The 26509-nt window shown below is 40.4% G+C and carries 25 protein-coding genes; 12 read left to right on the top strand and 13 right to left on the bottom strand.

Annotated features, from left to right (window positions below; all coding sequences use genetic code 11):
• Window positions 1–4: 4 nt before the first annotated feature.
• A complete protein-coding gene (gene dnaG, locus BKK54_RS07750; protein ID WP_077542527.1) occupies window positions 5–1789 on the bottom strand; it encodes a DNA primase in 1785 nt (594 codons plus the stop codon).
• A gap of 125 nt (window positions 1790–1914) precedes the next feature.
• Window positions 1915–2130 (bottom strand): 30S ribosomal protein S21, encoded by a 216-nt coding sequence (rpsU, locus tag BKK54_RS07745; protein WP_018356521.1) that lies wholly within the window; start codon window positions 2128–2130, stop codon window positions 1915–1917.
• Between the two features lie 217 nt (window positions 2131–2347).
• Here rpsU and tsaD point away from each other — a divergent pair, with 217 nt between their 5' ends.
• The 4 genes from tsaD to BKK54_RS07725 are packed head-to-tail and all read left to right on the top strand — an operon-like array spanning window position 2348 to window position 5475.
• Complete coding sequence (tsaD, locus tag BKK54_RS07740; protein WP_077542526.1) at window positions 2348–3382, top strand: tRNA (adenosine(37)-N6)-threonylcarbamoyltransferase complex transferase subunit TsaD; 1035 nt, start codon at window positions 2348–2350, stop codon at window positions 3380–3382.
• Complete coding sequence (locus BKK54_RS07735) at window positions 3383–3616, top strand: hypothetical protein (protein ID WP_077542525.1); 234 nt, start codon at window positions 3383–3385, stop codon at window positions 3614–3616.
• Entirely contained in the window at window positions 3616–4197 is a 582-nt protein-coding gene (locus BKK54_RS07730; RefSeq protein WP_077542524.1) for a thymidine kinase, read from the top strand. The genes BKK54_RS07735 and BKK54_RS07730 overlap by 1 nt, the downstream gene beginning before the upstream one ends.
• Window positions 4198–4254: 57 nt before the next feature.
• Entirely contained in the window at window positions 4255–5475 is a 1221-nt protein-coding gene (locus BKK54_RS07725) for an aromatic amino acid transport family protein (protein WP_077542523.1), read from the top strand.
• A gap of 130 nt (window positions 5476–5605) precedes the next feature.
• On the opposite strand, the gene BKK54_RS07720 is transcribed toward BKK54_RS07725, so the two are convergent.
• On the bottom strand, window positions 5606–6769 hold the full coding sequence (locus BKK54_RS07720; protein ID WP_077542522.1) for a 3-phenylpropionate MFS transporter: 1164 nt from the start codon (window positions 6767–6769) through the stop codon (window positions 5606–5608).
• The gene (proC, locus tag BKK54_RS07715) at window positions 6769–7584 is read right to left on the bottom strand and encodes a pyrroline-5-carboxylate reductase (RefSeq protein WP_077542521.1); all 816 of its coding nucleotides are present in this window, start codon (window positions 7582–7584) and stop codon (window positions 6769–6771) included. Before proC ends, BKK54_RS07720 begins: the two co-directional genes overlap by 1 nt.
• A 67-nt stretch (window positions 7585–7651) precedes the next feature.
• Between proC and rdgC the strand changes: the two genes are divergently transcribed.
• The 3 genes from rdgC (at window position 7652) to BKK54_RS07700 (ending at window position 10194) form a co-directional block, all read left to right on the top strand.
• On the top strand, window positions 7652–8560 hold the full coding sequence (gene rdgC, locus BKK54_RS07710; protein WP_077542520.1) for a recombination-associated protein RdgC: 909 nt from the start codon (window positions 7652–7654) through the stop codon (window positions 8558–8560).
• 81 nt (window positions 8561–8641) lie between these two features.
• Window positions 8642–9712 carry an MFS transporter gene (locus BKK54_RS07705; protein WP_077542519.1) on the top strand — a complete coding sequence of 357 codons (1071 nt, stop codon included), beginning with the start codon at window positions 8642–8644 and terminating at the stop codon, window positions 9710–9712.
• A 5-nt stretch (window positions 9713–9717) separates the two neighbouring features.
• Complete coding sequence (locus tag BKK54_RS07700; RefSeq protein WP_077542518.1) at window positions 9718–10194, top strand: hypothetical protein; 477 nt, start codon at window positions 9718–9720, stop codon at window positions 10192–10194.
• 173 nt (window positions 10195–10367) lie between these two features.
• Here the strand turns inward: BKK54_RS07700 and BKK54_RS07695 are convergent, their stop codons facing one another.
• Window positions 10368–11072 carry a 7-cyano-7-deazaguanine/7-aminomethyl-7-deazaguanine transporter gene (locus tag BKK54_RS07695; RefSeq protein WP_077542517.1) on the bottom strand — a complete coding sequence of 235 codons (705 nt, stop codon included), beginning with the start codon at window positions 11070–11072 and terminating at the stop codon, window positions 10368–10370.
• Window positions 11073–11322: 250 nt separating this feature from the next.
• Here BKK54_RS07695 and gorA point away from each other — a divergent pair, with 250 nt between their 5' ends.
• On the top strand, window positions 11323–12696 hold the full coding sequence (gorA, locus tag BKK54_RS07690; protein ID WP_077542516.1) for a glutathione-disulfide reductase: 1374 nt from the start codon (window positions 11323–11325) through the stop codon (window positions 12694–12696).
• Window positions 12697–12911: 215 nt separating this feature from the next.
• On the opposite strand, the gene BKK54_RS07685 is transcribed toward gorA, so the two are convergent.
• Genes BKK54_RS07685 through malQ form a run of 4 tightly spaced genes read right to left on the bottom strand, consistent with a single transcriptional unit; the run spans window position 12912 to window position 19164 of the window.
• The gene (locus BKK54_RS07685; protein WP_077542515.1) at window positions 12912–14576 is read right to left on the bottom strand and encodes a PTS transporter subunit IIBC; all 1665 of its coding nucleotides are present in this window, start codon (window positions 14574–14576) and stop codon (window positions 12912–12914) included.
• A gap of 10 nt (window positions 14577–14586) precedes the next feature.
• Window positions 14587–15378 carry an endonuclease/exonuclease/phosphatase family protein gene (locus tag BKK54_RS07680; RefSeq protein ID WP_077542514.1) on the bottom strand — a complete coding sequence of 264 codons (792 nt, stop codon included), beginning with the start codon at window positions 15376–15378 and terminating at the stop codon, window positions 14587–14589.
• A 10-nt stretch (window positions 15379–15388) separates the two neighbouring features.
• Window positions 15389–17656: a glycogen/starch/alpha-glucan family phosphorylase gene (gene glgP, locus BKK54_RS07675; protein ID WP_077542513.1), complete on the bottom strand. Its 2268-nt coding sequence runs from the start codon at window positions 17654–17656 to the stop codon at window positions 15389–15391.
• On the bottom strand, window positions 17653–19164 hold the full coding sequence (gene malQ / locus BKK54_RS07670) for a 4-alpha-glucanotransferase (protein WP_143541441.1): 1512 nt from the start codon (window positions 19162–19164) through the stop codon (window positions 17653–17655). Before malQ ends, glgP begins: the two co-directional genes overlap by 4 nt.
• A 198-nt stretch (window positions 19165–19362) precedes the next feature.
• On the opposite strand from malQ, the gene BKK54_RS07665 reads away from it, so the two are divergent.
• Both BKK54_RS07665 and metJ read left to right on the top strand, forming a co-directional pair.
• Window positions 19363–20073 carry a UTRA domain-containing protein gene (locus tag BKK54_RS07665; RefSeq protein WP_077542512.1) on the top strand — a complete coding sequence of 237 codons (711 nt, stop codon included), beginning with the start codon at window positions 19363–19365 and terminating at the stop codon, window positions 20071–20073.
• 131 nt (window positions 20074–20204) lie between these two features.
• The gene (gene metJ / locus BKK54_RS07660; RefSeq protein ID WP_077542511.1) at window positions 20205–20522 is read left to right on the top strand and encodes a met regulon transcriptional regulator MetJ; all 318 of its coding nucleotides are present in this window, start codon (window positions 20205–20207) and stop codon (window positions 20520–20522) included.
• Here metJ and BKK54_RS07655 read toward each other — a convergent pair.
• Window positions 20519–20911, bottom strand: coding sequence for a Cu(I)-responsive transcriptional regulator (locus BKK54_RS07655; protein ID WP_077542510.1), 393 nt, complete (start codon window positions 20909–20911; stop codon window positions 20519–20521). The genes metJ and BKK54_RS07655 overlap by 4 nt on opposite strands.
• A gap of 84 nt (window positions 20912–20995) precedes the next feature.
• Between BKK54_RS07655 and BKK54_RS07650 the strand changes: the two genes are divergently transcribed.
• Both BKK54_RS07650 and BKK54_RS07645 read left to right on the top strand, forming a co-directional pair.
• Window positions 20996–21202 carry a heavy-metal-associated domain-containing protein gene (locus BKK54_RS07650; protein WP_077542509.1) on the top strand — a complete coding sequence of 69 codons (207 nt, stop codon included), beginning with the start codon at window positions 20996–20998 and terminating at the stop codon, window positions 21200–21202.
• A complete protein-coding gene (locus tag BKK54_RS07645) occupies window positions 21177–23354 on the top strand; it encodes a heavy metal translocating P-type ATPase (protein WP_077542508.1) in 2178 nt (725 codons plus the stop codon). Before BKK54_RS07650 ends, BKK54_RS07645 begins: the two co-directional genes overlap by 26 nt.
• A 177-nt stretch (window positions 23355–23531) precedes the next feature.
• On the opposite strand, the gene murQ is transcribed toward BKK54_RS07645, so the two are convergent.
• The 3 genes from murQ to BKK54_RS07630 all read right to left on the bottom strand — a co-directional run bounded on the left by murQ (window position 23532) and on the right by BKK54_RS07630 (window position 26505).
• On the bottom strand, window positions 23532–24455 hold the full coding sequence (murQ, locus tag BKK54_RS07640; RefSeq protein ID WP_077542507.1) for an N-acetylmuramic acid 6-phosphate etherase: 924 nt from the start codon (window positions 24453–24455) through the stop codon (window positions 23532–23534).
• 84 nt (window positions 24456–24539) lie between these two features.
• Window positions 24540–25664, bottom strand: coding sequence for an anhydro-N-acetylmuramic acid kinase (locus BKK54_RS07635; protein WP_077542506.1), 1125 nt, complete (start codon window positions 25662–25664; stop codon window positions 24540–24542).
• Window position 25665: 1 nt separating this feature from the next.
• Window positions 25666–26505, bottom strand: coding sequence for a YgfZ/GcvT domain-containing protein (locus BKK54_RS07630; protein ID WP_077542505.1), 840 nt, complete (start codon window positions 26503–26505; stop codon window positions 25666–25668).
• Window positions 26506–26509: the final 4 nt, after the last annotated feature.

The raw sequence follows: 26509 nt of genomic DNA, 5'->3' as shown, positions 1-26509 counted from the left end.
ATTGTTATTGAGGATTAACTAACTGTTTTTTCTGTTCTTCTTTACCCGTAATGAGTGTAATCAGCACTTGTTTTTCTTGTTCCGTTAATCCCTCGGATCGCTCTTTTGCAATAAGCATTGCAATATCGCGTTCAATAGCTTGAATATTCAAACGGCGATAATTTTGTGAAAAGGCGTTAATGATTTCTTTATCGTCCAGTAAATGCTCCCATGTCGCTAAGATTTCAAGGGGGCGAAAGTATTCCGTATCGCGAAAATGTTCGAGAATTTGCCCCAGTGTGATGCCTTCCCTTGAGCGACAAAGTGCGGTCAATTTTTCCAACAGCTCGTAACCGGCTTCGCCTCTCAATGCGGTGAGTCCGGCTTCAGTAATACGATTAACCAAATGCGTATTTTGTAATAAAAGAGAAATGACAATTCGCATTGGTGTTTGTTTCATTTTAGGTTGGCTATCACCTTTTATGGATACCGGGGAGGTTGCTTGTTTAGGAATTAAACTTTCCAGTTGTGATTCATCAAAAATACCAAGCTTTTGTGCCAATGTATTGCGTAAAGATAACCGTAATGCTTCGCCCGGAATTTGGCGAATTAAAGGGGAAGCGAGGGCGACTAATTTACTGCGTCCCTCTTTCGTAGAAAAATCCACTTGTGGGTTTAAGTGGGCAAAGAGAAAATCGGTGAGCGATTGTGCGCTTTCGATATATTCTTCAAATTTTTCTTTGCCGTATTGGCGAATGTAGGTATCGGGATCTTCACCATCGGGTAGGAAAATAAATTTAATTTGCCGCCCATCTTCTAAATAAGGCAACGCATTTTCCAGCGCCCGCCATGCGGCATCCCGTCCTGCTCGGTCGCCATCATAACAGCAAATCACTTGTTCTGTGGCACGGAAAAGAAGCTGAATTTGCTCTGATGTGGTGGACGTGCCGAGAGACGCAACCGCATAATTTACGCCAAATTGTGCTAATGCCACTACATCCATATAGCCTTCGACCACCAATAATTTTGGTGGCTCATCACTATGTTGTAAGGCTTCATATAAGCCATAGAGTTCTTTGCCTTTGTGGTAGGTAAGGGTTTCCGGTGAGTTTAAATATTTGGGTTTTTCATCACCTAATACCCGACCGCCAAACGCTACGGTACGCCCACGTTTATCTCGAATAGGGAACATAATTCGGTGGCGGAATTTATCGTAAACATGACCTCGCTCATTCTGTGATAGCATACCCAGATCGCGCAATTTTTGTTGTTCTTCACGATTGAAGCCAAATTTGCGTAATACAGAATCAGGTGTATTCGGCACAAAGCCAATTTGATAGCGGGCAATAATTTCGGGGGATAGACCACGTTGCTGCAAGTAATGCTGCGCAGGAATATTTAAGGGCAGCTGTGTTTGATAAAAACGCGCGATCTCTTGCATCAATTCATATAGATTACGTTTGGTCTGATAACTGATTTGGGGACGTTGATGAGTTGAGTTTGCCCGCTTTTCATAAGGCACTTCTAACCCAGCCATGGCAGCAAGCTCTTCAATGGCCTCAACAAATTCAAGCTTGTCATAATCCATCAAAAAGGAAATTGCGTTACCATGCGCACCACAGCCGAAACAATGATAAAACTGTTTTTTTTCGCTTACCGTGAAAGAAGGCGTTTTTTCATGATGGAAGGGACAGCAGGCTTGATAATCTCGTCCGGCTTTTTTCAGTTTCACACGAGAGTTTATCACATCAACAATATTGGATTTTGTTAACAAATCATCAATAAATGGGCGTGGAATGGTGCCTTTCATGACTTTTGCCTCCTTAAAATATGATGTGAAAAGTGCGGTCGTTTTTGACTGAGTTTTAAAGCAACAAAACCGTGATACCAAAGGAACCACGGTTTGTCTTAACTCGAGTTAGAAAATACTACAAATTAGTATAAACGGGTATTACGCGCATTCTCGCGAGCGTTGCGTTTAGCGTGACGTTTAGCGAGCGTTGCTTTTTCACGTTTACGAACAGTAGTTGGTTTTTCATAGAATTCACGAGCGCGAACTTCAGCCAAGATACCGGCTTTTTCGCAAGAGCGTTTGAAACGACGTAAAGCTACGTCAAATGATTCGTTTTCACGTACTTTAATTACAGGCATAAGCCAATCACCTCAATGAGTTTAATTTAATTGCAATTTAAAAATTTATCTATGCCATAAATGGCAAATTCAATAAAGGTCGCAATTCTAATCTAATTTCAGGGAGAAAGTAAAGGAAAGAATGCGTAATTCGCCTTAATTCATGGTTTCAACTGGTTAAAACCGCTTAAACAAGGTAAAATCGCGCCTTATTTTAGAAACTAAATTGAGAAAATCAATGAAAATCTTAGGAATTGAAACCTCCTGTGATGAAACGGGCGTAGCAATTTATGACGAAGAAAAGGGGTTAATTGCAAATCAGCTTTATACTCAAATTGCACTCCATGCGGATTATGGTGGTGTCGTGCCGGAGCTTGCTTCTCGTGATCATATCCGTAAAACGGCACCTTTGATTCAGGCAGCATTGGCGGAAGCAAACTTAACAGCGGAAGACATTGATGGTGTGGCTTACACCAGTGGTCCCGGGCTTGTCGGAGCTTTGCTTGTTGGGGCGACGATTGCCCGCTCACTGGCCTATGCCTGGAATGTACCGGCAATTGGGGTGCACCATATGGAAGGGCATTTGCTTGCCCCAATGTTAGAGGAAAATCGACCGCATTTTCCTTTTGTAGCTTTGTTGGTTTCGGGCGGACACACACAGTTAGTACGGGTGGACGGTGTAGGGCGTTATAAAGTCATTGGGGAATCCATTGATGATGCCGCAGGCGAAGCTTTTGATAAAACCGCGAAGTTGCTCGGATTGGATTATCCGGGGGGAGCGGCACTTTCCCGTTTAGCGGAACAAGGTACACCGAATCGTTTCATTTTCCCCCGTCCAATGACAGATCGCCCGGGATTAGATTTTAGCTTTTCCGGTTTGAAAACCTTTGCAGCCAACACGGTAAATCAAGCCCTGAAAGAGGAAGGAGAATTAACCGAGAAAACCAAAGCAGATATCGCTTATGCTTTTCAGGAGGCTGTCGTGGATACTTTAGCAATTAAATGCAAACGAGCATTAAAAGAGACGGGGTATAAACGTTTAGTCATTGCGGGGGGCGTGAGTGCAAACAAAAGGTTACGTGAAACTTTGGCGATATTAATGAAAAATTTAAAGGGGGAAGTCTTTTATCCCCAACCTCAATTTTGTACTGACAATGGTGCAATGATCGCCTACACGGGTTTTTTACGTTTAAAACAAGGTCAGCAAAACGGATTATCGATAGATGTCAAACCTCGTTGGCCTATGACTGAACTCTCATTTAAGGGGAATTGAATGAAAGAAATTAAATTTCGTGCAATGCGCGCGGCAGGAATGGGCTGCTTTATTGTGTTAATTGCTATTGGTGTATGGGTCTTCTCTTCTTCAAGTGATGAGATAGTAAATCTTCTCACTTTGGCAGGACAACAACTGGGTGGGGGGACGACTTATGGTGCATTTTTGCTTGCGGCATTGCCACCTTTTGCCGGTTTTATCACTTATCACATTTGGAAATGGGCACTTAAATAATGGCAAAATTGTACTTTTATTATTCCACCATGAATGCCGGAAAATCCACCACGCTATTACAATCTTCTTATAATTACCGTGAACGTAACATGAACACCCTTGTTTATACGGCTGCGATAGATGATCGCTTTGGCGTGGGAAAAGTTACTTCCCGCATCGGCATTTCTCAAGAGGCAAATTTGTTTAATGGCGATACCAATTTGTTTTATGAAATTAGTCAACATTTACAACAGGAAAAAATTCATTGTGTGCTGATTGATGAAGCTCAATTTCTCACCAAACAACAGGTCTATCAGTTGAGTGATGTGGTGGATAAGCTCAAAATCCCCGTACTGTGCTATGGATTACGCACCGATTTCCAAGCGGAGTTATTTGAAGGAAGCAAATATTTGTTGGCTTGGGCAGATCAATTGGAAGAATTAAAAACTATTTGTTATTGCGGACGCAAAGCAAATTTTGTCCTTCGTCTCACTGAAAATGGTGAAGTCATCAAAGAGGGGGAGCAAATCCAAATTGGCGGAAACGACACCTACCTTTCCGTTTGTCGGTCTCATTACAAAGAAAAGTGCGGTCAAATTTAACTGAGATTTTTTCATATCATTTTCAAACACAACAACTAGAAATATAAGGTTAATATTATGCTAAAAAATAAAACTTTCGGGAGTGCCTTAATTATTGCTGGGACAACCATTGGTGCAGGAATGCTTGCTATGCCATTAACCTCAGCAGGAATGGGATTTGGTTATACAGTTCTGTTATTAGCCGGACTTTGGATTTTGCTCGTTTATAGCGGTTTATTATTTGTCGAAGTGTATCAAACTGCAGATCAACTTGATGACGGTGTTGCCACTCTAGCAGAAAAATACTTTGGTGTACCGGGGCGTATTTTAGCAACATTAAGCCTATTAATTTTACTTTATGCGCTCTCTGCAGCGTATATTACCGGCGGTGGTTCTTTGCTTTCCGGTTTACCTACCGCATTTGGTATGGACGCGATGTCGCCTAACATTGCAATCATTATTTTCACTCTAGTATTGGGTTCTTTTGTGGTGATAGGAACAAAAGGCGTAGATGGCATTACCCGTTTATTGTTTATCGGTAAATTAATTGCTTTCGCTTTCGTATTGTTTATGATGCTGCCTAAAGTGGCAACAGATAACTTGATGGCACTGCCACTTAATTATGCTTTTGTGATCTCTGCCGCACCGATTTTTTTCACCTCTTTTGGCTTTCACGTAATTATGGCAAGTATAAACAGCTATTTAGGAGGGAACGTTACTCAATTCCGCAAAGCCATTCTTATTGGTACAGCAATACCGCTTATTGCCTATTTAGTATGGCAGCTGGCAACGCATGGCGTGTTAAGCCAAAGCGAATTTGTTCGTATTTTGCAGGCAGATCCCACCTTAAATGGTTTAGTCAATGCTGTACGTGAAATTACGGGATCAAATGTAATGGGTGAGGTGGTGCGTATTTTTTCTGCCCTTGCTTTGATTACCTCCTTTCTTGGCGTAATGCTTGGGGTATTTGAAGGTCTAGGCGATTTATTTAAGCGCTATCGTTTGCCTCATAACCGAATTTCACTCACCTTTGCCGCATTTATCCCCCCTCTCGTATTTGCCCTCTTCTACCCTGAAGGCTTTATCACGGCATTAAGCTATGCCGGATTGCTGTGTGCCTTTTACTGCTTAATTTTACCGATTGGCTTAGCATGGCGTACCCGCCAAAAAAATCCTCATTTACCTTATCGTGTTCTTGGTGGAAATATAGCGCTAGTTCTTGCTTTAGTCATTGGTATCGTGATTATGGTGATTCCATTTCTCATTCAAGCCGGTTATTTACCAACCGTTGCCGGTTAAAGTGCGGTCGGTTTTTGTTTGGTTTAGTTTAGTCCTTTGGTGCCCACAACCTATTTTTAGTCGCCGTTTTTTCTGATTGATTAAATGGAATGCAGGGAGAGTGATGTTTTTTCACTCTCCTTTCATATAATCAATTAGCTTTCACCAAAAATGCATCCAATTTGCGTGGAATGATGAAAAATGATGTCGCGGCAATAGCACTCATCAGTAAGAACGTTATTGTTGGTGAAATCGGGTAAATGAGACCTGAAATTGCGGTGAAAAGGGCGATAAGCGCGCCATTTGATAAGCCGTTATACAGCCCTTGCAATTTTGCAATATGGTTTTGCGGTTGTGTGGTGATATAGCGCACAATCGCATAATGGCAAGCGGCATAAGTGAGGCTATGCGCCAGTTGGAGCGGTAAAATTTGCCAGAAGGTGTTTGCGTAAGCCAAACCGGCCCAACGTAAAGTTGCCACGAATCCAGACAAAAAGAAAACTCTGCTCACCGACCAACTTTGGAATAAACGGCGTGAAAAGAAGAATAATAAAATTTCAGCTAATACACCAACGCCCCAAAGTAAACTGGTTTGTGGCACTGAAAGACCGATATTTGTCCAATAGATCGTGCTGTAAACATAATAAGCTGCGTGAGAGCCTTGGATTAGCCCCACGGCAAGCATAACGCGTAATGTAGTTGGTTTTTTTAATAACGCTAAAAAACTGATTTGGCTTGATACACCTTCTTCTAAGGGTTCATCTTTCGGGGGAATACTTGGGGTGAATAATTGAATCAAGGCATAAAATAATAAAAGTGCGGTTAAAATCCAAACGATATTTTGTTCGCCCAACCAACCAATCATTCCGCCAAATACGACGACGCCTAAAATGAAGGCGATAGAACCAATCAACCTCACTTTGCCATAGTCCAAGCCGATTTGGCGTTGCCATGTGGAAGCCAGCGAATCGCCAATGGGCATACCGGCAGAATTGACCATAGCAAAAAGTCCAATTGCAAAAAACAGTAACCAAAAATTATCGGAAACTAAACTCATGGTCGCCATAATCAGGGCGGAACATAACGCCAATAATCGCAGGGAATTGATGATGTGATCGGCTTTTTTGATTAATGAGGAAAAAAATAATCCGCCAATAAAACGGAAAATATAGGCACTACCGATAACAAGCCCGATCATTTCTTCGCCGTATTGTTGTGATTTCAACCAAGCGGGAAAGAACGGCAAAAAGACGCCATAAGCGCAGTAGTAGCCAAGAAAGCTCAGGGAGAGCCAGTAAAAGGGACGAATTTGCATTAGAATAAGGCTTCCATTTCTTGTGAGCGTGCCACACAGGCTTGCATGGCTTCTTCTACAGTTTGATTAAATTGCCGCTTATTAAATACATCTAATGCGGCGGCTGTTGTTCCACCCTTTGAGGTGACATTTTCTCTTAACGTGGCAAGCGTAATGTGTGGGTTTTCCACCACCATTTTAGCCGCACCAAGCATAGATTGTTGCACCAGTTGACGGGCGGTGTGGGTATCTATATTCATTTCAATCAATGATTGTTGCATCGCTTCTAACATTAAAAAGAAATATGCCGGACTACTACCGGATGCGGCGGTTACGGTGTGCATTTGATTTTCCTCTGTCACCCATAGCGTTTTACCCACCGCATTTAACAAAGCTTGGGCAAAAGTGCGGTCGGTTTCTGCTGTATTTTCAGGGGCAAATAATCCTGACATACCTTCCCCCACCAATGCCGGCGTGTTTGGCATGACCCGCACAATGGATTTGGCACTGGGAATCAGGGCTTGCAAACGGGCAGTGGAAATACCCGCGGCAATGGAGATTAATAATTTATCGGAAAAATCTACCGCACTTAATGGCGCACAGACGTCCGCCATCATTTGTGGTTTCACGGCAAGTAAAACAACTTCCGCACGAGTGACGCTTTCCACATTATTTTCTGCTGTTTGTACACCTAGTTTGGCGAAATATGCCCGTTTTTCTTCATTGGGGTCATTGATAATAATTTGTGCTGCCGGATAACCTTGTTTTAATAAACCCAGCACGATAGCTTGTGCCATATTGCCGCCGCCAATAAAGGCGATTAATTTCTGTTGCATCATTTTTTCCTGTCAGTTTATGGGCTACAATGACGCCTATTTTACCTGATTATGAAGGACGTGTACGATGTGGTTTAAAAATTTAATGAGTTATAGGCTTACCAAACCTTTGGATTGGGAACGTAATCAGCTTCAAACACAGCTTGAAACCTGTCAATTTCATCCTTGTGGGGCTCAAGATCAAAGTAAATTTGGTTGGGGTTATCCGTTGCGGGGGGCGGATTTACTCTATTTTTCCGTGGGCAATCACATTTTATTAGTGGCAAAAAAGGAAGAAAAAATTTTGCCGGCAAACGTGGTAAAACGTGAGTTGGATGAACGTATCGAAAGTTTGGAACAGAAAGAAAACCGCAAATTGAAAAAAGTAGAAAAACAAACCTTAAAAGATGATGTGGTGATGAACCTGTTGCCACGAGCTTTCAGTAAAAATCAACATACCGCTTTATGGATTGATACGGAAAATCAGCTGATTCATGTGGATGCGGCATCAAGCAAGCGGGCAGAAGACGTTCTAGCTTTATTACGAAAATCTTTGGGTTCTTTACCTGTCGTACCTTTGGCTTTCGCCAATGACCCCAGCACGGTGATGACAGATTGGATCACTCAAGATAGTTTACCGCATTGGCTGATTGCTCTTGAAGAAGCAGAGTTGCGGGGCAGCCAAGAAGACAGTGTGATTCGCTGTAAAAAACAACCCCTTGAAAACGATGAGATTCTAGCGCTTTTACAAGAGGGCAAAAAAGTCGTGAGCAAACTGGCATTGGAATGGGAAGACATTCTCACCTTTGTCTTTCATGAGGATTGTACCCTTAAACGCTTAAAATTTGCTGATACGGTACGTGAGAAAAATGACGATATATTAAAAGAAGATTTCGCCCAACGATTTGATGCGGATTTTGTCTTGATGACAGGTATTCTTAGCAAACTCACTGAAAATTTATTAGATGAATTTGGTGGGGAAAAATCAAGATTGTAATGAGAAAGTGCGGTTAAATTTGATGGATTTTTCAGATCACTTTGGCGATCTTTTGATAGTTAGATTCGGAAAGAATGAAATATGAATATTCAAAATGTCATTTTATGGCGACGTTTCTTCTCTGGTGTGGCATACACGGCAATGCAGAGCGTCTTTTTTATTTATTTACAGAACAATAAAGGATTTGAAACCTCACAAATTGCCACAGCATTTTCACTGTTGGTATTTGCAAGCCAAGCTTTTTCTCTCTTTGCCGGGGTATGGGGTGATCAGTTTGGGCGCTCAAAAATGATGCTGATGGGGTGCTTGATGGATGCAGTTGCTTACATTTTGTTGATCACCACCGATTATTATCCGTTTTTGTTATTAGCCACATTCTTTTTTGGTTTTGGTAGTACATTATTTGGCACTAATGCCCGAGCCTTGTTGCTTTCTACCGCGGCTGATAATTATCAGGATAAAGCCAAAGCGCAGGGGAAGTTTTTGCGGATTCAAAGCCTCGCATCAATGTTTGCCCCGTTGCTTGCCCTCCCATTCTTACATTTTCAATTACCTGAAATGTTGATTTGGTTGAGCTGTGCGATTGAAGTGTCGATGTTGATCTTTATGCTGATTGCTGTTAAAGAAACGCCTTGTAAAGTGAGAAGTACCCCCTTTAGGTTTTATAATATTAAGCAAGTATTAAGTAAGCGGTTTGTGTTTGCACATTTACTTCTTTTTATTCCGTTGGCAATGGGGACTTCTTTTTATATTATTTTCCCCTATATTTTCAGTAACTTATTAGATAGTCCTGAATCTATTCCGGTTGCCTTCTTTGTTAATAATTTAATTGCCGTGTTATTTCAATCCCGTTTTACACGTAAATTGGATTTTAGTGTAGTAAAACTCACTTATATTGCTCCATTATTAGTGATTACATTGATCGTACCATGGTTTTATGTTATTGATTTTCTTTCCTTTATGACTGCTTATCTTTATTTGATTATCTTTGCTTTTGTGAGCTTATTTGCGAATACTGCGATGGCGAATATGTTGGTGAAATTGGATAAGGGGGTCAATCAAGGCTTGATGTTTGGGACATCTAAGTTGATTTTGGCAGGAACGACAGCACTTGTGATGAATATTATTCCTCTTGTCTTTTTGATTTGGTAAGCAAAATGAAATTACGTCATGTGTTCTTTTCTCTATTATTATCACTCACAGTCAGTGCGATAGCCATTACACCGGCATTGTACGATATGCGAAATCGTGAGGCAGAACAGATTGAACTCGCCGAATTGTACTCACAACTTGTGATTGCCCTTGAAAACGAAAATTATCTTGAGCTTGATAAATTATTAGCAGATGGTTTTGTGCTGACCGTGATTCGAGATGCAAAGCGAAATCGTTTTACCAAGGCAGATTGGCTGAATAATTTAAAAGACGGGGTATTGTATTATGATATGTTGAAAGCCGTCAAAGTGTTACCGATCGGTAAAGATAGGCTGACCGCTACCTATGATTTGAAAGCCTCATTTTTAGGGGAAAGTGTAGAAGCGATGCGTTTAAAGATGTATTTTCGCACCAAAATGAATGAAGGACGACTTCAAATCACTCGTATGTGGATTAATTGGGATAAAAACCAAGGACAGTGATTGGCTGAACATAAAGTGCGGTCAATATTTAATGGTTTTTTGGCACTATGTGGCTGCGGCACAAACTTGCTTTCTGGGTTTATTTGTAGTGCTATATGCAGTATATCCTCTACAAAAATCAAATTATTCCAATAGGTTAAAATTCGGACACACTCAGTGTGTCCCTATAAATATCAAACCGATTTTTGGTTGCTTAATGTTTGGAGTTTACACAAAATCACATTCAATACCACGCCATAAGCAGGGATGAATAGCAAAATACCAATAAACAATTTGAATAAATAATCGACAAAGCCAAGTTGTGCCCAGTGTTCAGCCATAAAAGGATCGGCACTTTGGTAGAATGCCACACTGAAAAATACGAAGGTATCTGCCATGGAGCCCAAGGTCATTGAACAGCTTGGGGCTATCCACCAAGTTTTAAGTTGCCGTAATCGGTTGAATACTGTGACATCTAATAATTGCCCTACCACATAAGCTAAAAAACTCGCCAATGCAATGCGGAAAACAAACATATCAAAGCCATTTAATGCTCCGATACCTTGATATTGAGAATCAGAGAACAGCACAGAAATGATATAACTGATAATAAGAGCTGGGATCATCACAATAAAAATAATCCAACGGGCTTCTTTTGCACCAAACACACGTACCGTTAAGTCTGTGGCAAGAAAAATGAAAGGAAAAGTGAGTGTTCCCCAAGTGCTATGGAAGGAAAAATCCTGTGCGGCACCAAGTGCGGTTAATTTTAGGGAAATTTCAAAGGGGATTTGTACTAAATAATTGCTTGCCGCAATGATCAAAATATGGAAAAAACTTAACCAAATGAGGGCGGTACGCTTTTGTTGCGTATTAAAAATAGGATAATTAATATTCATGTTTTACCTTTTTAAATCAATAGAAATCGGGGTGAGGGAACCCGAGTTGAAAATAGGGGTCGGATCATACGCAGATTTATTAGGATTGCAAGAAAAGATAAAGTAGGATAAATCTTAGTTGGCCAGATACAGGTAAAAATGATTACACTTTACTTCTATATAGGCATTCTCAATCATACTAATTTATAGCTTTCTTGGTGAATTTTCGGCAGAATACGGAAAATTTCTATATTTAAAAAAGGGTAAAACAATGACTAAACATTATGACTATATTGCCATTGGTGGTGGTAGTGGGGGCATTGCTTCAATTAATCGGGCCGCAAGTTATGGTAAAAAATGTGCGATTATTGAAGCAAAATATTTAGGTGGAACTTGCGTGAATGTAGGCTGTGTGCCGAAAAAGGTGATGTTTTATGGCGCTCAAATTGCGGAGGCGATTCATCACTATGCACCCGACTATGGTTTTGATGTGGATGTGAAAAAGTTTGATTTTGAAAAACTTATTGAGAGTCGTCAGGCCTACATTAGCCGTATTCATACTTCTTATAACAATGTACTTGCTAAAAATAGCGTTGATGTGATTAAGGGATTCGGTAAGTTTATTGATGCTCATACCATTGAGATCACTTTTGCTGATGGCTCAACTGAACAGGTGACTGCAGATCATATTCTAATTGCGACAGGAGGAAGACCGTTTCGTCCTTATTCTGTGAAAGGACAAGAATACGGCATTGATTCTGATGGTTTCTTTGAATTAACTGAACTACCTAAACGTGTCGCGATTATTGGTGCAGGGTATATCGCAGTGGAACTTGCCGGTGTGCTAAATAGCCTTGGTTCTGAAACGCACTTAGTTGTACGCCGCCATGCACCAATGCGAAATCAAGATCCATTAATTGTTGAAACCTTACTTGAAGTATTGGAACAAGACGGTATTTTGTTGCACAAACATACGACCATTCAAGAAATCATTAAGAATGAGGATGGTTCTCTCACGGCGAAATTTGACCATGAACGTAGCATTACTGTGGATTGCGTGATTTGGGCGGCAGGTCGTGAGCCGGCTACCGATAAGATTGGCTTATCGCGTGCGGGTGTGGAAACCAATGAACGTGGTTATATTAAGGTAGATAAGTACCAAAATACCAATGTGAAAGGGGTTTATGCGGTAGGTGATATTATTGAAGGCGGTATTGAATTAACACCGGTTGCGGTTGCAGCAGGTCGACGTTTGTCTGAGCGTCTATTCAATAGTAAACCTAACGAGCATTTAGACTACAATCTCGTTCCAACGGTGGTATTTAGTCACCCTCCTATTGGCACAATTGGTCTGACTGAACCGCAGGCTATTGAGCAATATGGCGAAGAAAACGTGAAAGTGTATAAATCGTCCTTTACTGCAATGTACACCGCAGTCACTCAATATCGCCAACCTTGCCGAATGAAGTTAGTTTGTGTTGGCAAAGATGAGAAAATTGTCGGCTTGCATGGAATCGGTTTCGGAGTGGATGAAATGATTCAAGGTTTTGCGGTTGCAATTAAAATGGGCGCAACAAAAGCTGATTTTGATAACACCGTAGCGATTCACCCAACGGGTTCAGAAGAATTTGTGACAATGCGCTAATGCTTGGTTGATTTTAGGAAGAAAAAAGTGCGGTCAATTTTGACCGCACTTTTTCAATATTATGTCGCACTTGCACAATATACCCTATATTGAATACGCAGTAGGGACACTATGCTGGTTAATCTTTTAAATAAGGACGCTAGCGTGGCGTCCCTACAATGATATGACTTCTATTTTATGTGTTCGCTATTATAAATATAATACCGGAACTTCATTTAAACTTTTGGAATTTCAGCACCGGAGGCAAGCAGATCTTGAATATCGGATTTAAGCACATCAGCTTTCGGTCCGTAGATAGCTTGAATTCCGGTACCTTTGATAATAACCCCCATTGCACCGGCTTGTTTCCAACCAGACTCATCACCGACCAAATCTGCGTTATGTACAGAAATACGTAAGCGCGTCATACAAGCATCAACATTGGCAATATTATTGCGTCCACCAAGTAAATTCACAATTTGGACAACCTGTGCACTTGCGTTGGCGACTTTAGGTTCACCGGAAGTGTTTTCGTCGGCACTTTTCGCATCATAGTTACCATTGCGCCCTGCGGTTGCTAGGTTGAATTTCTTAATCATAAAATTCGCAATGAGGAACATTCCTACGGCAAAGAGAATGGAAACCCAAATAAAGTTGATGACATCCATACCGATACCGGCTTTAATCGCCATTGGGGTACGGGTTAAAAACTCAATATTACCGAATGAATGCATCCGTAAATTCACAATATCCGCCATGGCAAATGCGGCACCTTGAACCAAAGCATACACGATATAAAGCGGCATGGCGGCGAACATAAACATATATTCAATCGGTTCGGTTACGCCTGTTAGGAATACGGCAAGAGCAGAGGAAAGGAAAATCCCTTTATAGAGTTTTTTCTTATCCGCATCGACATTCACATACATAGCAAGGGTGATCCCCATTAAGATACCACTTGAACCAATCATTTGCCCCACTTTGAAACGAGCCGGCGTTACATTTGAAAGTAAATCATTATATTGTGCTAGATTTCCCGCATCTTTTAAATTAATTAAGTCGGAGATCCAAGCCAACCATAATGGGTCTTGCCCAAAGACTTGTGCACCTTTTTGAGCCCCGGTTAAGAACTCATAGGTTCCCCCTAATGATGTGTAATTCATCGGGATAGTCAGCATATGATGTAAGCCAAAAGGTAATAAAAGACGCTCTAATGTACCGTAGATAAAAGGGGCAAGGATTGGCGCACTATTTTGTGAACTTGCAATCCATTGACCGAAATGATTGATCCCCGTCTGTACTAAAGGCCAGAACAAGGCAAGGATTAATGCGACCAGTACAGAGCGATAAATGACGACAAAAGGGACAAAGCGTTTACCGTTAAAGAAGGTGAGAACCTCAGGTAATTTGCGGAAATTGTAGTAGCGATTGAAGGTCGTTGCACCGACAAAACCTGCGATAATCCCGACGAATACGCCCATATTTAATGCCGGCTGCCCAAGTATATTGACAAAGTAATTTGCTACCGGAATGTCACCGGCAAATAATGTACCGACATGAGCATTAGGATCCGACAACATTTCAATTTTTACACCGAAAAAATGACCGGTGATTAAGTTAATCAAAATAAAGGCTAAACCTGCGGCAAATGCACCGCCTGCCCGTTCATTTGCCCAGCTTCCTCCAATGGCTAAAGCAAATAAAAGATGGAGGTTACCGATAATTCCCCAGCCAATTTGGGCAATAATGTTACCAATGCGTGCGACCCATTCCGCATCGCTAAGTAAAGGTAACGAATTACCAATACTGACCATTAATCCGGCAGCGGGCATGACAGCGATGACCACCATCAGGCACTTGCCAAATTTTTGCCAAAATTCAAAACTTAGCAATTTTTTCATTTGTTTTCTCCTACAATATGACATCCACTTCCAAGCCAAAATGGTCGGAAACCACAGGTTTATTTTTGCCGTTAAAAATCACTTGGCTTGATAATACCCTTTTGGCTTGATTTAAAAAAATATAATCCAAACGCTTTTCTTCGCTATGACTGCGCCAGCCATCAATGGCTTTTTCTACCGTAATACCCGAATCCTTTTGCTCGGCAAGTTCGTAAGTATCAAGTAAACCTAATGATTTGATTTGCTGATAGGCTTGTGGATTGCTGATTGCATCAGTATTGAAATCCCCCATGAGGATTTTTAAATTTCCACTCTGACTACGTTTAACGATATTTTGAATATTATCAAGTTGATTTTCGCCTTCGCAGTCAGGCAAATTAATATGACAGGAATAACAATCAATAAGCTGATTTTGGTATTCCACAGTTAATCCTAGTATTTTACGTGAGAGAATGGAATCAAGTCGCTGATGCCGACTACAATAAAAAGGATCGACTTCATAAACCGGCAGGCGGGTTAAAAATGCGATGCCTTCATCATATTTGTCATAGCCAATATGTGAATTGCTCCAAAATAATGAATATTTTTGCTCAACTTGCTGGTTAATTTGGCGTAATAATATTACGCCATAATTATCCTGCTTTAAGGTTGGGGCTATAGGCATTGCTGCCATAAGTTGATTGACTTCTTGCAGTGCAACGATGTCGTACCCCTTTTCCACTATCGTTTGAGCAAGAATGGCAATTTTTTCTGCTTGGTTATCTTCTAACCACGCGTGTACGTTTAGGGTAAGTAGTTTCATTGCCCCTCCTTTAACCCTCACAGTGCCAAATATCCTTGTTATATTGAGCAATCGTTCGGTCTGAGGAAAAGAAGCCCGCTTTGGCGATATTTTGAATGACTTTTTTATTCCAACTGTCTTGATTTTCGTAATCCGCTAAAATTTGCTCTTTAGCTTTTACATAAGCATTAAAGTCAATTAAGGTCATAAACCAGTCTTTATTCAAGAGTTCATGGTAAAGACGTTCTAAACGCTCCGCATTACCAAGTTTTACCAATATCGGATTAACGATGAAGTCTACCGCACGTTTAATCTGCTCGTCACTGTCATAGTAATCTTTTGAAACGTAGCTTGCCGTTTCATAAAGTTTAATAATACTTTGTGAATCTTTACCAAAAGTATAAATATTTTCAGCCCCCGCAAGCTCCGCTATCTCAACATTTGCGCCATCCATCGTACCGAGCGTTAATGCGCCATTGAGCATAAATTTCATATTCCCTGTGCCTGAGGCTTCTTTTGAAGCGAGGGAAATTTGCTCGGAAATATCGGTTGCCGGAATTAATTTTTCCGCCACGCTGACATTATAATTTTCCACCAAATAAACGTTTAAGTATTTATTGACTTCCGGATCATTATTAATGAGTTCGGATAAACATAAAATTAAATGAATAATATCTTGCGCAATGATATAAGCAGGGGCTGCTTTTCCACCAAAAATAACGGTGATTTTACGTTGAGGCAATTTACCTGCTTTGATCTCAAGGTATTTATGAATCACATAAAGTGCATTCATTTGTTGACGTTTATATTCATGGAAACGCTTAATTTGCGTATCAATAATTGAATTTTCATCTAACTCAATGCCTTTATTTTCTTTAAGATAGGTTTTTAAGGCTAATTTGTTCTTAAACTTAATTTCCGCCAGTTTTTGATGAACCTGTTTATCATCGGCAAAAGCAAGCAGTTTTTCTAACTGTGTGGCATCTTGCAGATAGTTATCACCAATTAACTGTTTAAGGTAAGCAGCAAGTTCTTGGTTGGAGAATTCTAACCAACGGCGGAAAGTAATCCCATTTGTTTTATTATTAAATTTCTCTGGATAAATCGCATAAAATGCTTTGAGTTCCGAATTTTTTAGAATCTCGGTATGTAATGCTGCCACACCGTTTACCGAATTTGAAAAATGGATGTCCATATGTGCCATATGCACACGGTTGTATTCATCAATAATTTGTATCGCAGGATCTTGATATTCGCTACGTACTAATTCATCTAATTTTTTGATAATCACAACCAAGTGAGGGACAATTTCTTCTAAATAATCAAGCGGCCATTTTTCTAAGGCTTCGGCAAGAATGGTATGGTTGGTATAACCCACCATATTACGCACAATATTGACCGATTCCGTAAATTCCAAATGATGTTTTTCGGTGAGTAAGCGAATGAGCTCCGGAATGACCATTGAAGGGTGGGTATCATTAATTTGTACATAAGCATAATCTGCTAAATCGTGTAAATGACTACCACGCTCAATCGCTTCATCAATTAATAATTGTGCCGCATTGGAGACCATAAAATATTGTTGATAAATACGTAGTAACTCCCCGTTTTTATCAGAATCATCCGGATAAAGAAATAGGGTTAAGTTTTCTTCAATATTGGTTTTGTCGAATTCAATGCCATTTTTAATTAAGTGATAATTCACTGATTTGATATCAAATAAGTTGAGATAGTTTTTAGTCGATTTTTGATAACCTAAAATATCAATACGATCTAATTTTGATGTTAACGTAAAGGCTTTAAATGGCACTTCGTAACTAATTTTTGTCGGGACTAACCAAGAATTGTTTTCGATCCAATAATTGGGTTCTGTTTTTTGTTCATTGTGTTTAAAGACCTGTTTAAACAGACCGCAATGATAATTTAATCCTACCCCTTCTGCATTTAAGCCAAGAGTTGACATTGAATCAATAAAACAAGAGGCTAAACGGCCTAAGCCGCCATTTCCTAAAGAAGGTTCAGGCTCAATATCTTCGATATGGCTTAATGATTTTCCTACACGAGCTAATTCATCTTTAATTTCTTGGTAGATGCCAAGATTAATAAGATTATTAGATAATAATTTACCAATCAAAAATTCAGCCGAAATATAATAAACCTTACGTTTACCGGTATTTTTAGGCTTATCCGCAGAAATTGTTTTTATATAGTTTAATAATTGTACATAAACATCTTGATCATTTAATTCTTCAAGTGTTTTGTTGGTTGTGGTTTGCACAAAAGTACTAAATTTAATCATTGTTTTTTTTCCTTATTCGCTCTTTGATAAAGAGCGGTTATTTTTGTTAAGAAATCTTTTTTATCTTGCGTGAGATCGGTTTTTTGCATTCTCCATTGCCAGTTTCCACCAATGGTAGAAGGGATATTCATTCTTGAACAGGTTGGCAAATCTAAAATATCTTGCATAGTGGCAATCGCTGTATTACTGACCGTTGCAAATAGTTGACGAATCACTGCCTGACAAACAGATTCATCAGTGCCACGATGTGTATAGTCATTGATATATTGTTGTTGCTCTGGTGTTAAATTGTTATACCAACCATTAATGACATCATTATCGTGCGTCCCTGTGTAAGCAATACAATGAGGAATGCAATGATGAGGGCTATCAAAACTGGCTCCCGTGGTATCTTCAAAACCAAATTGTAGAATTTTCATACCGGGATAACCGCAATCAGCTAACAGTTTTTTCGCTTTATCATCAATATTGCCCAGATCTTCAGCGATAATCGGTAAATCGCCTAATTGTCGTTTTACGGCTTCAAATAGCTCATAGCCCGGACCAGGTTGCCAGCTTCCAAACTTCGCAATTTCCGCTTTTCCATCAACTTGCCAGTAATCAGAAAACCCTTTGAAATGGTCAATACGAAGCACATCGTAAATTTTGAAGCTTTCCTTTATACGGTAAATCCACCAAGCATAGCCTTGTTTTTTATGCTCGTTCCAATCATAAAGTGGGTTACCCCAAAGTTGTCCCGTAGCACTGAATTGATCAGCCGGAACACCTGCTACAAATACAGGGTTACGTTCGGCATCTAATTGGAAGAGTTCCGGTTTTGTCCAGACTTCCACACTATCTGCGGAAACATAAATCGGCATATCTCCAATAATTTTGATGCCTTTTTGATTGGCATAATCTTTCAAGGCTTGCCACTGTTGAAAGAAAAAATATTGTGTAACTTTAAAATATTGAATTTGCTGTGCCAGCATTGTGCGATATTTTTCTAAGCTTTCCGGTTCTCGTGCGATAGCTTGTTTATCTTCCCATTCCTGTAAGGCGTGATTACCAAAATGCTCTTTAATTGCCATAAACTCGGCATAATCAGCTAACCAAGTGCGGTTATTTTTTTCAAAGTTTTCAAATGCAGGTTGTAACTTATCATTTGCAACGAAATTTTTTACCGCAATTTCTAGAATAGGGCGTCTGGCATAAAAAATACGCTCATAATCAACCTGTGTTGGATCATCCCCAAAATTGACCGAAAGATAATCAGTTTCTTGCAAAAGCCCCATTTTTTCTAACAATTCAAAATCAATTAAATGAGTATTACCGGCAATGGCAGAAAAAGATTGGTAAGGTGAGTCGCCATAGCTTGTGGTTGTGAGCGGAAGGATTTGCCAATAGGTTTGCTTGGTTTCAACCAAAAAATCTACAAAGTCATAAGCGGATTGTCCAAAACTACCGATACCAAATGAGTTTGGGAGTGAGGTGATGTGCATTAAAACACCGCTAGAACGAGTGAGCATAATATATCTCCTAGGAGTAAACGTTGTCGTCAATTTTAACGAAAATCAGACTTGATGCAATATCTTTTACGTAAAAGTTTTATCATTAACGTAAAAATATGATTTTAATCAATGTTTGTACGTATAACTTGGATTTTTTATGTTATCCTATGAAGAAAAAAGGGAATGGAATCAAAGATTAGATAGACGGAGTAGAATATGAGCAAATATAAGAAAGTTTATCACGATATAAAAGCGAATATTAGCAATGGTACGTTAGCGGCAAAGCAAGAATTGCCGAGTGAAAGTGAACTAATGCAACATTATGGTTTTTCAAAAGATACTATCCGAAAAGCCCTTTCCCTACTGGAAATAAACGGTTACATTCAAAAGCAACAAGGTAGAAACTCCATTGTTTTAGAACGTCATTTACCAAAACCACAAATACTTTCTGAAATTAAAACCGTTGGTGAATTAAACCCTTTTTCGTCACATCAGGTCAAAACCACATTAAGCAGTTTATATATCGTACAGGGTGAAGAAGAATTAATGAAAATCTTTAACGTCAATGATCAAATTGACTTTTATCGTATCGCTCGAACACGTGAAATTGATGGAGAGCGTGTGGAATATGAGGTTTCCTATTTTGATCGGCGTATTGTGCCTTTTATTAATCGTGATATTGCAGAACAATCAATTTATCAATATTTAGAAAATGAGTTAGGCTTAAACATCAGTCACTCACAACGGGAAATTGTATTCCGTTATGCCGATGAAGAAGAGGAAAATGCACTAGATCTTGGTGAATACAATATGGTTGTGAGTGTCACCAGCACGACTTATTTAGCTGATGGCCGCCCATTTCAGTATGGTTGTATTAGTTATCGCCCTGATAAAATCACCTTCGCTTCGACGGCGACACGGAGATAAAACATTTATCAATTACAATTAACTTTGATGTTGAAAAGTGCGGTCGTTTAGCCGTCTAGATTGTTATTTACTCGTTTTTTCTTTAGAATATCCTCGCTTATTGGGTTTTTAATTATTATAAAAGGTGCGTTATGGCAGATTGGGATGGCAAATACATCAGCCCTTATGCGGAACACGGCAAGAAAAGTGAGCAGGTGAAAAAGATCACGGTGTCAATTCCTATTAAAGTATTGGAAATTTTGACTAATGAACGTACCCGTCGCCAATTAAAAAGTTTACGCCATGCGACCAATAGTGAGTTGCTTTGTGAGGCTTTTCTTCATGCCTTTACCGGTCAGCCTCTGCCAACCGATGCTGATTTACTTAAAGAGCGCCATGATGAAATTCCGGAAGAAGCAAAAGAAATTATGCGTCAATTGGGCATTGATCCTGAAAGTTGGGATTATTAATTTTTCTCTTTTAAGCCGTCCAAAATGGAACATTCGGGACAATCATTCCCCTGACAAGCATCATACCAATGTTGTAACTCTTCAACCATTTCTTCTAATTGAGTAATTTGTTGTCTTAATACTGCAATGTGCTGTGCGGTTAGGGCTTTCACCTCACGGCTACAACGTGCCGGGTTATCTTGAAGGGCGAGTAATTGTGCAATTTGTTGTAAAGAAAAACCCACATCCCGTGAATGACGGATAAAATATAACCTATCAATATCTTTTTCTTCATAATGGCGATAACCGGAAATATTTCGATGTGCCGGTTTAATTAAGCCCAATTTTTCATAATCTCGAATTTGTTTTGTGCTGAGCCCACTTAATTTCGCCGCTTTGCTAATATTCACCAAAAAATACCTTGACCTTCACCTTTAGTTAAGGTTTATAGTAGTTTACATTAATCAATGATTCAATATCAGTAGGAGAAAATTATGAAAAACGTTCGTTTAACTGTAACAGGGATGCATTGTGGTGGCTGTGTAAAAAGTGTAACCTGTTTATTGGAAGAATTGGAGGGGGTAACACAAGTGAATGTTTCCCTTGAAGGTTATGCCGAAATTCAATTTGATGAGGGAAAAATCACTATTGCACAACTCATTGATGTTATTGAGGATGCTGGTTTCGATGCAACAGAGTAAGAAAATTATCCTTCAAATTGAGGGGATGACTTGCCAATCTTGCGCGAATAGAATTGAAAAGGTATTGAATAAAAAAATTTTTGTTAAGCAGGCTGGCGTTAATTTTGCTGTGGAAGAAGCACAAGTAGACTTTGATCCAACATTAGCCAATGAAAAAGATATTCTTGATATTATTCAAAAAACAGGCTTTAAAGGTATTTTAAAGAAAGATAGCACTCTTATTCAAAAGGACGAAAAAAAATCCTATTGGCGACTTTGGCTGTTATTGCTGATTAATGTGCCATTTCTCATTGGCATGATCGGTATGCTTACCGGTTATCACAACTTAATGCTGCCACCTATGTGGCAATTTGTGTTGGCGACGATTGTTCAATTTGGCTTAGCTATCCCATTTTACCGTGCGGCGATAGGAAGCATTAGGGGCGGTTTAGCTAATATGGATGTATTAGTCAGCAGTGGGACGCTCACGATTTATTTCTATTCTGCTTTTATGTTGTTTTATCATACGGCTCAAGGGCATAATGCTTTACATGACATCTATTTTGAAGCGGCGGTTATGGTGATAGGGTTTGTCAGTTTAGGCAAATTTTTGGAAGAACGTACAAAAAAACGTAGCCTAAATAGCTTACAGTCATTATTACAGCTTACCCCAAAACAAGTTGGCGTGTTGCGTGACGAAACTTGGAAAACTATTTCGCTTGAGCAAGTGAAAATAGGTGATGTATTGCGTGCTAACCAAGGTGAGCGTATCGCAGCTGATGGTGTGGTGGAAATGGGTTATGGTTGGTGTGATGAAAGCCATTTAACCGGAGAAGCTTTACCGGAAATGAAGCAAATAGGAAGCACTGTGCTTGCGGGAGCGATGGTTACGGAAGGCAGTTTGACTTATCGTGCCAATCAACTCGGTAAGCAAACATTGTTAGGCGATATGATGAAAGCGCTTTCTGAAGCACAAGGCACAAAAGCACCAATTGCCCGCTTCGCTGATAAAGTTGCCGGAGTGTTTGTTCCAATAGTACTTATGATTGCAGCTGTAACACTTGGGCTAACATGGTGGTTGAGTGCCGATGTTGGCACGGCAATTATTCATGCCGTTGCCGTATTGGTGATTGCTTGCCCTTGTGCGTTAGGGCTTGCTACACCGGCTGCGATTATGGCTGGAATGGGGAAAGCGGTGAGCCAAGGTATTTGGTTTAAGGATGCGGCAGCGATGGAACAAGCCGCCCATATTGATACGGTTATTTTAGACAAAACCGGCACATTGACAACGGGGGAGCTAAAAATCGCAGCCGTGTGGCAACCTGAAAGTGCGGTCATTTCTGAAGATGATTTATATCGAATGAGTGCAGCAGTAGAGCAGTATGCAACACATCCCCTTGCTCAAGCGATTGTGCGTGAAACATTAGAAAAAAATTTGATCAGTCCGACCGCACTTTCGGTGAATACAAAAATCGGTGCAGGAATTTCCGCTGAACTTGAAGGAATAGGGGAAGTGAAAGTGGGTTCACCGGAGTTCTGTGGATTTAATTTACCTATTCAACTTGACCCTGTGTGGGAGATTGCCAGTATCGTGGCTGTTTCGATTAATGGCAACATTGTTGGTGCATTTGCTCTCACTGACACATTACGGGAAGAAAGTAAAGGCGCTATTGAACGCTTACATCAACAAAATATTGATGTCATGATAATGAGTGGTGATCGTCAATCTGTTGTGGACGATATTGCACAACAGCTTAATATTACAATCGCATTTGGCAAGCTCAGTCCGCGTGATAAAGCCGCGAAAATTCAAGCTTTACAGCAAGAGGGGAAAATTGTTGCGATGGTGGGTGACGGCATTAACGACGCCGCGGCATTGGTGATGGCAAACGTCAGCTTTGCTATGAAATCGGGAGCTGATGTGGCGGAGCAAGTGGCTTCAGCCACTCTTATGCGCCAGTCGGTCAATCATCTTGTTGATGGCATTTTTATCGCCCAAGCCACATTGAAAAATATCAAACAAAATCTCTTTTTTGCCTTGATTTATAATGTGCTTGGCATTCCGCTTGCCGCCTTAGGTTATCTGAACCCGGTCATTGCTGGGGCAGCGATGGCTCTAAGTTCCGTTTCTGTCTTGATGAATGCCTTAAGATTGAAATATTTAAAACTTTAATATAAATGTTGTTTATAGAATGTCTGTATTATGTCCCAAATGCACAAAACAGACATTTCAACGAGATGTAGGGATACACTGCGTGTGTCCGAATTTTAACCTATTGAAATAATTTGATTTTTGTAACGGACACACGCAGTGTGTCCCTACAAATGCCAAATTATGTTTATACAATTGCTATAAAATGTCGCCCTGATTTAAGGCGTTTCTCAAATGCCCTTTCTCTTTTTCTAATAATCTTTCTGCTGCCGCTTTGGGTTGTCCACTTAGAATCATCATAATCGCCAATTTAGTATTTTGTTCAGCGAGGATAAGTGTTTGTTCAGCCGTAGTTTCATCACAATCGGTAGCTTGCATAACAATACGAATGGCTCGAGCTTTGAGTTTCTCGTTGCTTGCCTGCACATCCACCATAAGATTTTCATAGCATTTACCAAGTAAAATCATTGAGGCAGTTGAAAGCATATTGAGTACCAATTTCTGTGCTGTACCGGATTTTAGTCGGCTTGAACCGGTGAGGACTTCGGCACCGACGAGAGTATTGATGTCAATATCTGTGATTTGTGTCATTGCCGAATTGGGATTACTGGTAACGGAAATTGTTAATGCCCCTAATTGTTTTGCATAGTTTAATGCGCTGAGTACATAGGGCGTTCGTCCGCTAGCAGCAATACCTACCAACACATCCCGAGTAGAAAATTGGATGGTTTGTAGATCTTCGACTGCTGCCGTTTGACTGTCTTCTGCCCCTTCCACTGGATAGCGAATTGCCCGTTCACCGCCGGCAATAATCCCCTTTACCATTTCTCCACTGACGCCAAAAGTGGGGGGACATTCTGACGCATCTAATACCCCTAATCGCCCGCTGGTTCCCGCACCAATATAAACTAATCTTCCCCCTTGTTGAAAGGCATTGACAATCGCTTCCACGGCTTGGGCAATTTGAGGTAGCACCCGTTCGATAGCGAGGGGAACCCGTTTATCTTCAGCATTCATTAACGTCACAATGTCTAATGCAGAAAGTTGATCGATGTTCATTGAGTTAGGATTACGCTGTTCTGTTATCAACGTTGAGAGTGTGTTAAGAAGTGGTTTATTCATAATCGCTCTATCTTGAATACTCAGTAGATATTTTCACTCTGAGGTTTGGTTGTTTATGGAATATATCTTTTAAATATTATGAAGTTAAGGCATTGGAAAAATTGCACCTAAACTGACTTCCCTTCGAGCGCCGGTCACTTCTGGTAAATTTCCCGATTGATTATTTAGCCTACGATAGGCTAACCAAGCAAAAGCCGCTGCTTCGACATAATCAGAATCTATTCCAAAATCATTGGTGGTGTGAACTTCCCATTGTGGGAGCTGTTCTGTCAAGCGCTGCATGATTAAGCTATTTTTTGCCCCCCCGCCACAAACCAGCAAGCGTTTGGGTAAATCCGTCTCAAATTTGGCTAGGGCATTAGTAATGCTTGTTGAGGTCAATTCTACCAGTGTCGCCTGCACATCTTGTGGTAAAAGTGCGGTTGAATCTGACGCCAAATGTTGAATTTTTTGTTCCAACCAAACTAAATTAAATTGTTCTCGTCCTGTGCTTTTCGGTGGAGGTTGGTGGAAAAATGGTTCATCTAACAGAGTACTTAGTAATGTTTCATTGATTTGTCCTGTCGCTGCCCAATCTCCATTTCTATCATAGGTTATGCCTTTGTGTTTTTCGATCCATTGATCAAGCAAAGTATTGCCTGGCCCCGTGTCAAAGCCCACTATCGGCAGCGCCGGAATTAATAAAGAAACATTGCTGATACCACCAATATTTAGTACGACCGTGGCATAGTTGGGATCGGAAAAGACGGCTTGATGAAATACCGGCACAAGGGGGGCTCCTTGCCCACCGAATGCCATATCTTTGCGTCGAAAATCACCAATGGTTGTTATGCCGGTGTGAGCCGCAAGTAAATTCATATCGCCGATTTGCATCGTAAAGGGATATTGCCCTTTTGGGGAATGCCATACGGTCTGCCCATGACAACCAATGGCTTGAATTTCTTTCGGAGAAAGGTGGTATTTCTGTAAGAAAGCATTAACGCAATCTGCATACAACCGTCCCAATTGATGATCTAATTCGCCCAGTTGTTGTAAGGATGTTTCGCCCGATTGCACAAGCGTGGTGATTTTTTCACGTAGATGCTGGGGCATTGGGGTAAAATCTGTCGCCTCTAATTTAGGTGGCGTAGAGGAAAAATCCATCAGTGCCACATCTACGCCGTCTAGGCTCGTACCGGACATTATCCCAATATAATATTGTGCGTCCATTTTACTCTAATACATAAGGTAAGGGTTGAACGGTAAGAGGAATGTTATCTCCTACTAAACGGAATGGTTGGTCGGTTTCCACATCGTTGTTCATCACGACCTGTAACCACAAAGTCCCCCCAAGATTAACCGCACTTGTGATCGTGCCGGTTTTTCTCCAATGATTGTCTATTTGCATTTCAATAGTATCACCGATTTCGGGCTGGGCGGTAGTTTCCCCTTTGAGAATAAACATCGCTCGCTTATTGGCACCACGGTATTTCGCTCGTGCCACAATTTCTTGTCCAAGATAGCAGCCTTTGGTGAAGGAGATCGCCTGTTCAACCGCTTGAAGATTTAAAGCTTGTGGAATAAATTCATTTTGTGTTTTTGTCGTTAAGTCCGGTAAACCGGCTTGAATATCTGCCACTTCCCACAGTTTTTCCTCAGCATTAAAGGTGATCGATAATGGGGTTTCATTGAGTAGGATAGTGCGTTGTTCATCTATTTCCAATGAAAAGTGCGGTTGAATTTTTCCACATTTTTCTCCCATCACGCCCACAATTTGCCAATCCAACAAATCAAAGCTGACTTTGGAAAATACGGCGTATTTTTTTAGTGCTTCTAGCGCACCGGGCAACAAATCTCTTTTCACCAATAAAAAGAATTGTGTTTGGCTCACTTTGAATAAACGAAAGATTGCGTTCATTTTGCCTTTGGGATCACAATGTGCAGTAAGGGTTGTTGCTCCGCTAGCTAATGTAATGACATCGGTGGTGAGTTGCCCTTGCAGATAGATTTCGGCATCAGCGCCCTGTGCTTCAATCAGCTGATATTGATTTAATGGAATAAATTGAGCCATCCTT

Origin of the sequence: Rodentibacter genomosp. 1 (genome assembly GCF_001999285.1) — a bacterium.
GTDB lineage: Bacteria > Pseudomonadota > Gammaproteobacteria > Enterobacterales > Pasteurellaceae > Rodentibacter.
The sequence above is the reverse complement of the archived record's forward strand: the minus strand, read 5'-3'. Positions and strand labels throughout refer to the sequence as shown.

Bases quoted from the DNA above. Each gene is read 5' to 3' on its own strand.
- dnaG (WP_077542527.1), bottom strand. From the start codon at position 1,789: ATGAAAGGCACCATTCCACGCCCATTTATTGATGATTTGTTAACAAAA.
- rpsU (WP_018356521.1), bottom strand. From the start codon at position 2,130: ATGCCTGTAATTAAAGTACGTGAAAACGAATCATTTGACGTAGCTTTA.
- tsaD (WP_077542526.1), top strand. From the start codon at position 2,348: ATGAAAATCTTAGGAATTGAAACCTCCTGTGATGAAACGGGCGTAGCA.
- BKK54_RS07735 (WP_077542525.1), top strand. From the start codon at position 3,383: ATGAAAGAAATTAAATTTCGTGCAATGCGCGCGGCAGGAATGGGCTGC.
- BKK54_RS07730 (WP_077542524.1), top strand. From the start codon at position 3,616: ATGGCAAAATTGTACTTTTATTATTCCACCATGAATGCCGGAAAATCC.
- BKK54_RS07725 (WP_077542523.1), top strand. From the start codon at position 4,255: ATGCTAAAAAATAAAACTTTCGGGAGTGCCTTAATTATTGCTGGGACA.
- BKK54_RS07720 (WP_077542522.1), bottom strand. From the start codon at position 6,769: ATGCAAATTCGTCCCTTTTACTGGCTCTCCCTGAGCTTTCTTGGCTAC.
- proC (WP_077542521.1), bottom strand. From the start codon at position 7,584: ATGCAACAGAAATTAATCGCCTTTATTGGCGGCGGCAATATGGCACAA.
- rdgC (WP_077542520.1), top strand. From the start codon at position 7,652: ATGTGGTTTAAAAATTTAATGAGTTATAGGCTTACCAAACCTTTGGAT.
- BKK54_RS07705 (WP_077542519.1), top strand. From the start codon at position 8,642: ATGAATATTCAAAATGTCATTTTATGGCGACGTTTCTTCTCTGGTGTG.
- BKK54_RS07700 (WP_077542518.1), top strand. From the start codon at position 9,718: ATGAAATTACGTCATGTGTTCTTTTCTCTATTATTATCACTCACAGTC.
- BKK54_RS07695 (WP_077542517.1), bottom strand. From the start codon at position 11,072: ATGAATATTAATTATCCTATTTTTAATACGCAACAAAAGCGTACCGCC.
- gorA (WP_077542516.1), top strand. From the start codon at position 11,323: ATGACTAAACATTATGACTATATTGCCATTGGTGGTGGTAGTGGGGGC.
- BKK54_RS07685 (WP_077542515.1), bottom strand. From the start codon at position 14,576: ATGAAAAAATTGCTAAGTTTTGAATTTTGGCAAAAATTTGGCAAGTGC.
- BKK54_RS07680 (WP_077542514.1), bottom strand. From the start codon at position 15,378: ATGAAACTACTTACCCTAAACGTACACGCGTGGTTAGAAGATAACCAA.
- glgP (WP_077542513.1), bottom strand. From the start codon at position 17,656: ATGATTAAATTTAGTACTTTTGTGCAAACCACAACCAACAAAACACTT.
- malQ (WP_143541441.1), bottom strand. From the start codon at position 19,164: ATGCTCACTCGTTCTAGCGGTGTTTTAATGCACATCACCTCACTCCCA.
- BKK54_RS07665 (WP_077542512.1), top strand. From the start codon at position 19,363: ATGAGCAAATATAAGAAAGTTTATCACGATATAAAAGCGAATATTAGC.
- metJ (WP_077542511.1), top strand. From the start codon at position 20,205: ATGGCAGATTGGGATGGCAAATACATCAGCCCTTATGCGGAACACGGC.
- BKK54_RS07650 (WP_077542509.1), top strand. From the start codon at position 20,996: ATGAAAAACGTTCGTTTAACTGTAACAGGGATGCATTGTGGTGGCTGT.
- BKK54_RS07645 (WP_077542508.1), top strand. From the start codon at position 21,177: ATGCTGGTTTCGATGCAACAGAGTAAGAAAATTATCCTTCAAATTGAG.
- murQ (WP_077542507.1), bottom strand. From the start codon at position 24,455: ATGAATAAACCACTTCTTAACACACTCTCAACGTTGATAACAGAACAG.
- BKK54_RS07635 (WP_077542506.1), bottom strand. From the start codon at position 25,664: ATGGACGCACAATATTATATTGGGATAATGTCCGGTACGAGCCTAGAC.
- BKK54_RS07630 (WP_077542505.1), bottom strand. From the start codon at position 26,505: ATGGCTCAATTTATTCCATTAAATCAATATCAGCTGATTGAAGCACAG.